This window comes from Jannaschia sp. W003 (assembly GCF_025144335.1).
Taxonomy (GTDB): domain Bacteria; phylum Pseudomonadota; class Alphaproteobacteria; order Rhodobacterales; family Rhodobacteraceae; genus Jannaschia.
In genome coordinates this window covers 2,759,863-2,771,305 of sequence record NZ_CP083539.1, presented here as the reverse complement: position 1 = coordinate 2,771,305, position 11,443 = coordinate 2,759,863, and the positions used below count along the sequence as shown (strand labels likewise).

The 11,443-nt window shown below is 75.7% G+C and carries 14 protein-coding genes; 12 read left to right on the top strand and 2 right to left on the bottom strand.

Going from position 1 to position 11,443, the window contains the following annotated elements; translation table 11 throughout:
• Positions 1–139: 139 nt before the first annotated feature.
• The 12 genes from K3554_RS13700 to cysE all read left to right on the top strand — a co-directional run bounded on the left by K3554_RS13700 (position 140) and on the right by cysE (position 9,757).
• Positions 140–688: a hypothetical protein gene (locus tag K3554_RS13700; protein ID WP_259941166.1), complete on the top strand. Its 549-nt coding sequence runs from the start codon at positions 140–142 to the stop codon at positions 686–688.
• Complete coding sequence (locus K3554_RS13695) at positions 685–1,032, top strand: head-tail adaptor protein (protein WP_259941164.1); 348 nt, start codon at positions 685–687, stop codon at positions 1,030–1,032. The genes K3554_RS13700 and K3554_RS13695 overlap by 4 nt, the downstream gene beginning before the upstream one ends.
• Positions 1,029–1,430, top strand: a complete 402-nt coding sequence (locus K3554_RS13690) for a DUF3168 domain-containing protein (protein WP_259941163.1) — start codon at positions 1,029–1,031, stop codon at positions 1,428–1,430. The genes K3554_RS13695 and K3554_RS13690 overlap by 4 nt, the downstream gene beginning before the upstream one ends.
• Before the next feature lie 11 nt (positions 1,431–1,441).
• Positions 1,442–1,867, top strand: a complete 426-nt coding sequence (locus K3554_RS13685; RefSeq protein ID WP_259941161.1) for a phage major tail protein, TP901-1 family — start codon at positions 1,442–1,444, stop codon at positions 1,865–1,867.
• Positions 1,864–2,190, top strand: a complete 327-nt coding sequence (locus K3554_RS13680; RefSeq protein ID WP_259941159.1) for a gene transfer agent family protein — start codon at positions 1,864–1,866, stop codon at positions 2,188–2,190. The genes K3554_RS13685 and K3554_RS13680 overlap by 4 nt, the downstream gene beginning before the upstream one ends.
• The gene (locus tag K3554_RS13675; RefSeq protein WP_409197319.1) at positions 2,187–2,381 is read left to right on the top strand and encodes a rcc01693 family protein; all 195 of its coding nucleotides are present in this window, start codon (positions 2,187–2,189) and stop codon (positions 2,379–2,381) included. The genes K3554_RS13680 and K3554_RS13675 overlap by 4 nt, the downstream gene beginning before the upstream one ends.
• Positions 2,374–3,000 (top strand): phage tail tape measure protein, encoded by a 627-nt coding sequence (locus K3554_RS13670; protein ID WP_259941157.1) that lies wholly within the window; start codon positions 2,374–2,376, stop codon positions 2,998–3,000. Before K3554_RS13675 ends, K3554_RS13670 begins: the two co-directional genes overlap by 8 nt.
• A gap of 7 nt (positions 3,001–3,007) precedes the next feature.
• Entirely contained in the window at positions 3,008–3,643 is a 636-nt protein-coding gene (locus K3554_RS13665) for a DUF2460 domain-containing protein (RefSeq protein ID WP_259941155.1), read from the top strand.
• The gene (locus tag K3554_RS13660) at positions 3,640–4,497 is read left to right on the top strand and encodes a DUF2163 domain-containing protein (RefSeq protein ID WP_259941153.1); all 858 of its coding nucleotides are present in this window, start codon (positions 3,640–3,642) and stop codon (positions 4,495–4,497) included. The genes K3554_RS13665 and K3554_RS13660 overlap by 4 nt, the downstream gene beginning before the upstream one ends.
• Positions 4,494–4,928 carry a peptidase gene (locus tag K3554_RS13655; RefSeq protein WP_259941151.1) on the top strand — a complete coding sequence of 145 codons (435 nt, stop codon included), beginning with the start codon at positions 4,494–4,496 and terminating at the stop codon, positions 4,926–4,928. The genes K3554_RS13660 and K3554_RS13655 overlap by 4 nt, the downstream gene beginning before the upstream one ends.
• Positions 4,929–4,931: 3 nt before the next feature.
• Positions 4,932–8,867 (top strand): glycoside hydrolase/phage tail family protein, encoded by a 3,936-nt coding sequence (locus K3554_RS13650; RefSeq protein WP_259941149.1) that lies wholly within the window; start codon positions 4,932–4,934, stop codon positions 8,865–8,867.
• A gap of 68 nt (positions 8,868–8,935) precedes the next feature.
• A complete protein-coding gene (cysE, locus tag K3554_RS13645; protein WP_259941146.1) occupies positions 8,936–9,757 on the top strand; it encodes a serine O-acetyltransferase in 822 nt (273 codons plus the stop codon).
• Here the strand turns inward: cysE and K3554_RS13640 are convergent.
• Both K3554_RS13640 and K3554_RS13635 read right to left on the bottom strand, forming a co-directional pair.
• Positions 9,754–10,071 carry an MliC family protein gene (locus K3554_RS13640; protein WP_259941145.1) on the bottom strand — a complete coding sequence of 106 codons (318 nt, stop codon included), beginning with the start codon at positions 10,069–10,071 and terminating at the stop codon, positions 9,754–9,756. The genes cysE and K3554_RS13640 overlap by 4 nt on opposite strands.
• Entirely contained in the window at positions 10,068–11,435 is a 1,368-nt protein-coding gene (locus tag K3554_RS13635) for a pyruvate dehydrogenase complex dihydrolipoamide acetyltransferase (RefSeq protein WP_259941144.1), read from the bottom strand. The genes K3554_RS13640 and K3554_RS13635 overlap by 4 nt, the downstream gene beginning before the upstream one ends.
• Between the last annotated feature and the right edge of the window lie 8 nt (positions 11,436–11,443).

Genomic DNA, 11,443 nt, shown 5'->3' with positions numbered 1-11,443 from the left:
GGCCCGCCGCGCGCGCCGCGCCCGGCGGGCGGGACGGCGAGGTCCCCGGCCCCCGGGCCGGGGCGCGGGGCCGGGCGGTTTCCGGCTTGTCCGCATGGGCGGCCGCTCGGCCCCGTCACTCAAACCCAGGGAGATCGCGATGACCCTTGACGTAACCAACCGCGGCGAGGTGGCCGAGGCCGCCCTGCCGGTGGACGCCCTCGCCGTGCGGCTGCGGCTGCCGGTCGGCTGGGACACCGAGGCCGGGCGGTGGGCACGGCTCGCCGAGGTGCTGCGGGCCTCGCTCGCGGCGGTGGGCGCGCGCGCGGGCGAGGCGCTGCTCGATCACGAGGCGGTGCTGGAGGGACGCGCGCCGGGCGGCCGGCTGCTGACGGTGCCGCTGGCGCCCGTCTCGGAGGTGGTCTCGCTGGAGGTGGACGGCGTGCCCGTGGGCCTGGAAGGGGCGGTGCGCGAGCGCGACGGGGCCCGCACCCGCCTCTGCCTCGCGCGCGCGCTCGTGGCGGGGGCGCGGGTGCGTCTGGTCGTGCGGGCCGGTCGCACGGCGTGGTCCGACGTGCCCGCATCGCTCTGGGAGGCCGTGCTGCTGGAGGCGGAGGCGCTGGAGGGAGGCGACCCCTCGGACGCGCTGAAGGCGGCGGCCCGGCGGCTCGTCGCGCCGTGCCGCGTGCTGCGGCTGGGCCGCGCATGAGCGGGCCGCGGCTGACGCGCCGGCTGGATCGGCTGGTGCCCGTGCGCACCGGCGACGGGGCCGGGGGCTATGCGGAGGGCTGGGAGTCGCGCGGCACGCTCTGGGCCGAGGTGGACGCCCGGTCGGGCGGCGTGCGGGTCACGGAGACGGGCGCGGTGCCCCGGCTGCGGGTGCGGATCACCTGCCACGCGCTGCCCCAGGGCCACCCGGGCCGCCCCGCGCCGGGCGACCGGCTGCGGGACGGCGCGCGGCTCTTCGCGGTGGAGGCGGTGCACGAGGACGATCCCTCGGGGCGCTTCCTCGTCTGCTTCGCGCGCGAGTGGATCGAGGGGGACGGCGCATGAGTTTCGGGTCGAGCGAGGCGCTGCAGCGCGCCTGCTTCGCCGCATTGACCGCGGACGGACCGCTGGCCGCCCTGGTGGGCGGCGTGTTCGACGCGGCGCCCCGGGCGGGGCCGCCGGAAACCTACGTGGCGCTGGGCCCCGAGCGGGTCTCGCGCACCGCGCACCGGGGCGGCGTCGTCGCGGTGCACGACTTCCAGGTCAGCGTGGTGACCGCCGCCGAGGGCTACGCGGGCGCCAAGCGCGCGGCGGCCCGGGTCGAGGCGGTGCTGGAGGCGGGGGTCGCGCTGGACGCAGGGCGCCTGCTGGGGATCGCGCTGCGCGGCGCACGCGCGCGGCGCGACCGGCGGGACGGCACGCGGCGCGTGGACCTGACCTTCCGCGCGCGGATCGAGAACTGAAGGAGGCTCCCATGGCGGCACAGAACGGCAGCGACCTGCTGCTCAAGGTCGATATCGACGGAAACCTGGTCTTCGAGACCTTCGCCGGGCTGCGCACCACGCGCCTGAGCTTCAACGCGGCGCCGGTGGACGTCACCGCGATCGGCAGCCCCGGCGGCTGGCGCGAGCTGCTGGGGAACGCGGGCATCCGCACCGCCTCGGTCTCGGGCGCGGGCGTGTTCCGCGACGAGGCGACCGACGCCCGCGCGCGCGCCCTGTTCTTCGACGGGGCGGTGGTGCGCTGGCAGGTGATCCTGCCGGACTTCGGCATCGTCGAGGGTCCGTTCCAGATCACGGCGCTGGAGTACGCGGGCGCCCACGACGGCGAGGCCACCTACGAGGTGAGCCTGGCCTCTGCGGGCGAGCTGACGTTCTCGCCGATCGGGGTGGAGCCTTGACGAACCCCTGGGCGGGCGAGGCGGCGCTGGTGCTTGACGGGCGCCGCCGCGTGCTGCGGCTGACGCTGGGCGCGCTGGCCGCGCTGGAGGCGGAGCTGGGCGAAGGCGACGGGCTGGTGGCGCTGGTGGCGCGCTTCGAGGCGGGGCGGTTCCGCACCCGCGACGTGGTGGCAGTGCTGCTGGCGGGCCTGCGCGGCGGCGGCTGGGAGGGCCGCGCCGCCGCGCTGCTGGAAGGCGAGATCGGGGGCGGCCCGGTGGAGGCGGCGCGGATCGCGGGCCTTCTCCTGGCGCGCGGCTTCGCGCTGCCGGGGCCGTCCACGTGAGGCTCGACTGGCCCGCGCTGATGCGGGCGGGGATGCGGGGGCTGGGACTGGCGCCCGCGGCGTTCTGGCGCCTGACGCCGGCGGAGCTGGCGTTCCTCCTGGGCGTCGAGGGCGGGCGGCTGCCCATGGACCGCGCTGGGCTCGAGGCCCTGGCGCGGCGCTTCCCGGACAAGGAGGACGGTGATGAGTGAACTCGACGGGCTGGAGGACGCGCTGGCGGCGCTGGAGGCGCAGGCGGGCGGGGCCGAGGCGGTGGCGGCGAGCTTCTCGGCGGAGCTGGGCGCGCTGGAGGCATCAATGAGCCGCGCGGCGCGCGAGGCGGACGGCATGGGCCGCGTGGTCGGGCGGGGCCTCCGGCGGGCCTTCGACGGGGTGGTGTTCGACGGCCAGCGCCTGAGCGGCGCGCTGGAGGGCGTGGCCCGCTCGCTGAGCCGGGCGGCCTACGGGGCGGCGTTGCGGCCCGTGCAGGGCGCGCTGGGCGGGGCGCTCGCGGCGGGCGTCGAGGGGCTGTTCGGCGCGGGCGGCGCGGTGGGGCGGGTGACGCCCTTCGCGCGGGGCGGCGTGGTGGACGGCCCGGTACCCTTCGCGATGCGCGGCGGCGCGGGCGTGATGGGCGAGGCGGGGCCGGAGGCGATCCTGCCCCTCGCGCGCGGCGCCGACGGGCGGCTGGGCGTGGCGGCGGGCGGCGGCGGCGCGGCGCACGTCACGGTGAACGTGTCCACGCCGGACGTGGAGGGCTTCCGCCGCTCGCGCACGCAGATCGCCGCGCAGATGACCCGCGCCCTCGGGCGCGCGGCCCGCAACCGGTGAGGCAACCATGACCGCATTCCACGAGATACGATTCCCCGCGCGCCTGAGCTTCGGCTCCGCGGGCGGCCCGGAGCGCAGGACCGAGGTGGTCACGCTCTCGAACGGATGGGAGGAGCGCAACACGCCCTGGGCCCATTCGCGGCGGCGCTACGACGCGGGGCTGGGGCTGCGCTCGCTCGACGACGTGGCCGAGGTGGTGGCCTTCTTCGAGGCGCGGCGCGGGCGGCTGCACGGGTTCCGCTGGAAGGACTGGGCGGACCATCGCTCGGGGCTGCCCTCGGCGGAGCCGCACTTCGACGACCAGCGCATCGGCACCGGCGACGGGGCGCGCACGGAGTGGACGCTGCTGAAGCGCTACCGCTCGGGCGAGCAGGGCTACGACCGGCCGATCCGGAAGCCGGTCGCGGGCACGGTGCGGGTGGGGCTGTCCGACGACGAGCAGGTCGAGGGCGTGGACTACGAGGTGGACGTGGCGACCGGCACGGTGCGGTTCCCGGTCGCGCCGGCGGCGGGCACGGAAGTGACGGCGGGGTTCGAGTTCGACGTCCCTGTGCGCTTCGACACCGACGCGATCCGCGCGAGCGTGGCGGGCTTCGAGGCGGGCGAGATCCCGGATGTGCCGGTGGTGGAGATCCGCACGTGAGCGCGCTCGCGGAGCGGATGGACGCGGGGGCCTCGACGGTGGCACGGGCCTGGGTCGTGCGGCGGCGCGACGGGACGACGCTCGGGTTCACCGACCACGACCGCGACCTCGCCGTGGAGGGCAGCGTCTGCCGCGCCGCGTCGGCTCTGGCGGCGGGGGCGATCGAGACGGGCACGGGACTGGCGGTGGACAACGGCTCGGTGTCGGGCGCGCTTTCGGATGCCGCGATCCGCGCCGAGGACGTGCGGGCGGGGCGCTGGGACGCGGCCGAGGTGTGGAGCTACCTCGTGGACTGGCGCGACCCGTCGGCGTTCGAGGTGCTGTTTCGGGGGACGCTGGGCGAGATCACGGAAGGCGGCGGGCGCTTCTCGGCAGAGTTGCGCGGGCTGGCCGAGCCGCTGAACGCGGTGCGCGGGCGGGTCTATCACGGACGCTGCGACGCGGTGCTGGGGGACGCGCGCTGCGGCGTGGGGCTGGAGGCGCCGGGACGCTCGGCGGTGGCCACCGTTCAGGCGGTCGAGGGGGAGGGGCGGGTGCTGCGCCTGGGCGGCGCGGGCGCGGTGGCGGCGGGGCGGCTCGCGCGCGGACGCGTGCGGTTCGAGGACGGGGCGGCGGCGGGGCTGTCGGCGGCCATCAAGGTGGACCGCGTGGCGAACGGCGTGCGGATTGTGGAGCTATGGGTGCCGCCCGGTGCGGTGCCTGCCGTGGGCGACCGGGCGCGGGTGGAGGTGGGCTGCGACAAGGCGCTCGCCACCTGCCGCGACGCCTTCGGCAACGCCGCGAACTTCCGGGGCTTTCCCCACGTGCCGGGCGACGACTGGCTGATGGCCGTGCCCGCGGCGGGGCGCCGGTGAGCGCGGCCGTCCGCGCGGCGCGGGGCTGGATCGGAACGCCCTACCTGCACGGCGCCTCGCGGCAGGGGGCGGGGGCGGATTGCCTCGGTTTGGTGCGCGGCGTGTGGCGCGCGGTGATGGGGGGCGAGCCCGAGGCGGTGCCGCCCTACACCGCCGACTGGACCGAGGTGCGCGCCCGCGAGGCGCTGCTGGAGGCGGTGGCGCGGTGGCTGCGGCCGGTGCCGGCGGGGCGCGCGCTGCGGCCCGGCGAGGTGCTGGCGTTCCGGATGCGCGAGGGCGGGCTGGCGAAGCATCTGGGCATCGTGGCGGAGGCGGGCGCGGCGCCGCGCTTCGTCCACGCCTACGCGGGACGCGGCGTGGTGGAGAGCCCGCTGTCGCGACCCTGGGCGCGCCGGGTGGCGGCGCGCTTCGACTTTCCCGAGAAGGAGTAGGGCATGGCGACGCTGGTTCTGGGCGCAATCGGCGCCTCCGTGGGCGGCAGCATCGGCGGCTCGGTTTTGGGCCTGAGCGGCGCGGTGATCGGGCGGGCCGTGGGCGCCGCCGCCGGGCGCGCGATCGACCAGCGGGTGCTGGGCGGCGGCTCGGAGGCGGTGGAGCACGGGCGCATCGACCGCCTGCGCCTGTCGTCGGCGGCCGAAGGCGCGCCGATCCCGCAGGTCTGGGGGCGGATGCGCGTGGCGGGTCAGGTGATCTGGTGCACGCCGTTCGAGGAGACGAGCGAGACCACGGGCGGGGGCAAGGGCGGGCCGCCGAAGCCCGAGGTGACGGAGTATTCCTACTCCGTGAGCCTCGCCATCGCGCTGTGCGAGGGCACGATCCTGCGGGTGGGGCGCGTCTGGGCGGACGGGCGGGAGCTGGCCTTGGACGAGGTACCGATGCGCGTCTACGCGGGCGACGAGGCGCAGTTGCCCGACCCGCTGATCGAGGCGGTCGAGGGCGAGGGGCGGGCGCCGGCCTATCGCGGCACGGCCTACGTGGTGATCGAGGACCTGGCCCTGGGGCGCTTCGGCAACCGGGTACCGCAGTTCAGCTTCGAGGTGGTGCGCCCCGCCGATGCGGCCGGGGAGGTGGCCGCGCCCCACGACATGGTGCGCGGCGTGGCCCTCATCCCCGGCACGGGCGAGTTCGCGCTGGCGACCGAGCGGGTGAGCTACACCGCCGGCGGACTGGAGACGCGCAGCGCCAACGTGAACAGCGCCGCCGAGGCGCCGGACTTCACCGTCAGCCTGCGGAACCTCGTAGAGGAGGCGCCGGCGCTGCGCTCGGTGTCGCTCGTGGTCAGCTGGTTCGGCGACGACCTGCGCTGCGGCCAGTGCACGATCCGGCCGAAGGTGGAGGCGGGCGACGTGGGCTCGGCGCCGATGGTCTGGGCCGTCTCGGGAGTGGAGCGGGGCGATGCCGCGGAGCTGCCGCGCGTGGACGGCAACGCGATCTACGGGGGCACGCCGGCGGACGCGGCGGTGATGCAGGCGGTGCGGGCGATCAACGCGGAAGGGCTGGACTGCACCTACTACCCGTTCATCCTGATGGACCAGCTCGCCGGCAACGGGCTGCCCGATCCCTGGGGCGGGGCGGAGCAGGCGCCGCTGCCGTGGCGCGGGCGGATCACGCAGTCGGTGGCGGCGGGGCGGGCGGGCTCGCCCGACTGCACGGCGGCCGCCGACGCGGAGGTGGCGGCGTTCTTCGGCACGGCGGCGGCGGCGGACTTCGCGGTGTCGAGCGTGGCGGGCACGGACGGCCTCGGGGGGGCGGCCACCGAGACGCCGACGGTGCGCTACGCGGGGCCGGCGGAGTGGAGCTACCGTCGCTTCGTGCTGCATCAGGCGGCGCTCTGCGCGGCGGCGGGGGGCGTGGAGGCGTTCTGCATCGGCTCGGAGATGGTGGGGATGACCACGATCCGGGGAGCGGGCGGCGCCTATCCGGCGGTGGCCGCGCTGCGGGCGCTCCTGTCCGAGGTGCGGGTTCTGCTGCCGGGTGCGAAGCTGAGCTACGCCGCGGACTGGTCGGAGTACTTCGGGCATCATCCGCAGGATGGCTCGGGCGACGTGCGGTTCCACCTCGACCCGCTCTGGGCCGACCCGGAGATCGCGTTCGTGGGCATCGACAACTACATGCCGCTGTCGGACTGGCGCGACGGGCGCGATCACGCGGACGCGGGCTGGGGCGACGTGCGCGACCTAGGCTACCTGCGGAGCAACGTCGAAGGGGGCGAGGGGTACGACTGGTACTATCCCAGCCCCGAGGCGCGGGCGGCGCAGCGGCGCGTGCCCATCGAGGACGGAGCGCACGGGGAGCCGTGGGTGTACCGCTACAAGGACCTGCGCGGGTGGTGGGAGAACGCGCACCACGAGCGCCGGGGCGGGGTGCGTGAGGCCGCGCCCACGCCATGGATGCCCGGCTCGAAGCCGGTGCGGTTCACTGAGTACGGCTGCGCCGCCGTGGACCGGGGCACGAACCAGCCGAACAAGTTCCTCGACCCGAAGAGCTCCGAGAGCGCGCTCCCCTACCATTCGCGCGGCACCCGCGACGACGCGATCCAGATGCAGTACATCCGGGCGACGCTGGGATACTGGGGCGCGGCGTCGCGCAACCCGGTGTCGCCGCACTACGGCGGGCCGATGGTCGACCTCGACCACTCGCTGCTGTGGTGCTGGGACACGCGGCCCTGGCCGGCGTTCCCGGCGAACGGGGGCCTGTGGTCGGACGCGGCGAACTATCCCTTCGGCCATTGGTGGTCGGGGCGGTCGGGGGCGCAGCCGCTGGCGAGCGTGATCGCGGAGATCTGCCGCGCGGCCGGCGTGGCGGCGTTCGACGTGTCGCAGGTCTATGGCGCGGTGCGCGGCTTCGCGGCGCGCGACGTGGCGAGCGCGCGGGCGGACCTGCAGCCGCTGATGATGGCGCACGGCGTCGAGGCGGCGGAGCGGGACGGGGTGCTGGTGTTCCGGATGCGCGGGAATGCGGAGATCCGCGCGGTGGACGCGGGCGAGGCGCTGCTGGGCGAGGGCGAGTCGCCCGCGATCGAGGAGATGCACGCGCCCGAGGCGGAGCTGGCGGGACGTGTGCGCGTGCATCACGGGGACGCGGACGGACGCTTCGAGGCGCGCGTGGGCGAGGCGGTGTTGCCGGGTGGGCCGAGCGTGCCGGTCTCGGACACGGAGCTGCCGATGGCGCTGACGGGCGGCGAGGGGAGCGCGATCGCGGAGCGGTTCCTCGCGGAGGCGCGGCTATCGCGCGACGCGGTGCGCCTGGCGCTGCCGCCCTCGCGGCGCGACGTGGCGCCGGGCGACCTGCTGCGGATCGGCGCGCTGGACGGGCTCTGGCGCGTGGACCGGCTGGAGGAGGGGAGCGGGCTCGCCGTCGAGGCGGTGCGGGCCGATCCGGCGGTGTACGACCCGCCGCCGCCGGGCGCGGAGGCGCCGGGGGCGGAAGGCTACGTCGCCGACGGGCGGGTCGATCCGATCCTTCTGGACCTCCCGCTGCTGGGCGGCTCCGAGGTGCCCCATGCGCCCCACGTCGCCGCGCGGGCGCGGCCCTGGCCGGGCGCGGTGTCGGTGCTCTCGGCGGCGGAGGACGCGGGCTACGCGCTGGACACGGTGCTGCGGCGGGGGGCGACCGCGGGGCTGACGGAGGGGCCGCTGGCGGCCGCCGCGCCGGGGGTGCTGGACCGGGGCGCGCCGCTGCGGGTGCGCTTCGGGGGCGGGACGCCGCGGACCCTGCGGGATGCCGCGTTCCTCGGGGGCGGCAACCTCGCCGCGATCGGGGACGGGCGCCCGGACGGGTGGGAGCTGTTCCAGTTCCAGGCCGCCGATCCGGTGGAGCCGGGGCTTTGGGACCTGCGGCTCCGGCTGCGGGGGCTGCGGGGGACCGAGGGGGCGATGCGCGCGTCCTGGCCCGCCGGGAGCCTCGTGGTGCTGGTCGACGGGGCGCTGCGGCAGCTCGGCACCGCGGCCGAGGCGGTGGGGCTGGAGCGGCATCTCAGGATCGGGCCGGCGCGCTTCGCGTTGGATCACGACAGCTACCGCCACGTGACCGTGACGCCACGGGCGGTGGGGCTGCGGCCCTATGCGCCGGCGCACCTACGAATGCGGGACGACGGCGGCACGCATCGGTTCGCGTGGGTGCGGCGCACGCGCGTCGGGGGCGACGGGTGGGACGCGGAGGTGCCGCTCGGCGAGGAGCGGGAGGCGTATGCGCTGCGCGCGGTGGCCGGTGGAGCGACGGTGTGGGAGGGCGAGACGGCGGCGCCGGCGTTCGCGTTCGATGCCGCGGCGCGCGGCGCGGCGGGTATCGACGGCGCCTACCGGATGGAGGTCGCGCAGGTGGGCGCGGGCTACGGGCCGGGCGCGTGGGCGGGATTGCCGGTGCCGTAGTGCGGACGCGGTTTGCCCTCGGGCGCCGCGCCTCCTATCTTCGGGGGGCACGGACGGAAGGTGGACAGATGAGCGAACCCAAGAGCAGCGTCCACCCGGTGGACTTCATCTGGAGCGAGGTGGTCCGCGACGCCGAGGCGGCGATCCGGGCCGAGCCGCTGCTCGGCGGCGTGTTCCACAACGCGGTGCTCCACCACGGCTCGCTGGAGGCGGCGCTGGCCTACCGCTTCGCCGACAAGCTGGCGACCCGCGAGATGAACCAGCAGCTCCTGCGCGAGATCGCCGACGGCGCCTATGCCGCGTCGCCCGCGCTGGGGCAGGCGGCGCGGGCCGACATGGTGGCGGTGTTCGAGCGCGACCCGGCGTGCCACCGGCTCCTGCAGCCGCTGATGTACTTCAAGGGCTTTCAGGCGGTTCAGGCCTACCGGGTGGGCCACTGGCTGCTGGAGCAGGGGCGGCGCGACCTGGCGTTCTTCGTGCAGATGCGCGTGTCCGAGGTGTTCGGTGTGGACATCCACCCCGGCGCGCGGATCGGACAGGGCATCATGATCGACCATGCCCATTCCATCGTGATCGGCGAGACCGCGGTGGTGGGCGACAACGTGTCGATGCTCCACTCGGTGACGCTGGGCGGCACCGGCAAGGAGGAGGAGGACCGGCACCCTAAGATCGCCGACGGCGTTCTGATCGGGGCCGGGGCCAAGGTGCTGGGCAACATCCGGGTCGGGCACTGCTCGCGCATCGCCGCCGGATCGGTGGTGCTGGAGGAGGTGCCGCCCATGAAGACCGTGGCCGGCGTGCCCGCCCGCATCGTCGGCGAGGCGGGCTGCTCGCAGCCGTCGGTGATGATGGACCAGCTCCTGGGCGTGCGGGGCAGCGAGCCGCGCTAGAACGCGGCCCGCCGGCAGTTGAGCTGGCCGCCGCGCTCGGTGAACACGGCTTCGTCGCCGCGCAGGAACCACACCACGCCGTCGGCGGCGTACTGGCGCCCGCCCGCGCTGGATCCGACCAGCGGCAGGCGGAAGTTGGTGCCGTCGGCGAGCGACACCGTGGTGCTGCCCGAGCCGATGTCGGCCAGCACCGTGGAGCCGTCGTCGCAGTCGAAGCGCACCCCGGTTCCTTCCGAGACGTCGGGCAGTCCGGCGGCGGGCACGCAGGCCGCGGCGGCGAGGGCGCCCGCGAGGGGGAGGACGAGGCGGATCATGCGAGCATCACCATGGGGTTCTCGAGGCTGTCGGCGAAGGACTTGAGAAAGTCGGCGCCCAGGGCGCCGTCGATCACCCGGTGGTCGACCGACAGGGTGACGGACATCACCGTGGCGGCCGTGATCTCGCCGTCCTCGCCGATCACCGGCTTCCGCACGCCCGCGCCGACCGCGAGGATCGAGCCGTGGGGCGGGTTGATGACGGCGTCGAAGTTGTCGATGCCGAACATGCCGAGGTTGGAGATCGCGAAGCTGCCGCCCTGGTACTCGTGGGGCGCGAGCTTGCGATCGCGGGCGCGCTTGGCGAGATCCTTCATCTCCGCCGAGAGGGCCGAGAGCGACTTCTGGTGCGCGTCGCGCAGCACGGGCGTGAAGAGGCCGCCTTCGATCGCCACGGCCACGGCCACATCCGAGGGCTTGAGCTTGAGCACCCGGTCGCCGGCCCAGACGGCGTTGGCGTCGGGCACCGCCTGCAGGGCGAGGGCGCCGGCCTTGATGACGAAGTCGTTGACCGAGAGCTTCACGCCCCGGCCCTCGAGCTGCTTGTTGAGCTGCGAGCGGAACTTCAGCAGCGCGTCGAGGCGGATGTCGCGGCGCAGGTAGAAGTGCGGGATGGTCTGCTTGGCCTCGGTCAGGCGCGCGGCGATGGTCCGGCGCATGCCGTCGAGCTTGACCTCCTCGTACTCGCGGCCCTCGTACATCTTCATCACGGCGTCGGCGGCCATGCCGGCGGGCATCGCGGGCTTCTGGCCCTCGGTGGCGGCCTTCGGCGCCTCGGCCTTGGCTCCTTCCGCGGCAGCGGCGGGCGCGGCGGACTTGGCGGGGTCGAACGCCTCGACGTCGGCCTTCACGATGCGGCCCCTCGGGCCGGAGCCCTTGACCGCGCCAAGGTCGATGCCGCGGTCCCTGGCCATGCGGCGCGCGACGGGGGTGGCGAACAGGCGCTCGCCGCTGCCGCCCGAGGGGGCGGGCGCGGGCGAGGGGGCCTCGCCGCTCTTGTGATCGCCCGTCTCCACCTCGCGGCCGTAGCCCTTGGCCGGCTCGGTGTCGGGGGTGGGCTGCGCGGGGGCGGCGTGGCTGGAGCCGTCGGAGCCCGCGGCGTCGGCGGCGGAAGCGTCCTCGCCCTCCTCCAGCAAGACGGCGATGGGGGTGTTCACCTTCACGCCCTCGGAGCCCTCGGCGACCAGGATCTTGCCGACGACGCCCTCGTCCACGGCCTCGAACTCCATGGTCGCCTTGTCGGTCTCGATCTCGGCGAGCAGGTCGCCCGACGAGACCGTGTCCCCCTCCTTCACCAGCCACTTGGCGAGCGTGCCCTCCTCCATGGTCGGGGACAGGGCGGGCATGAGGATCTGGGTGGCCATGTGCGACT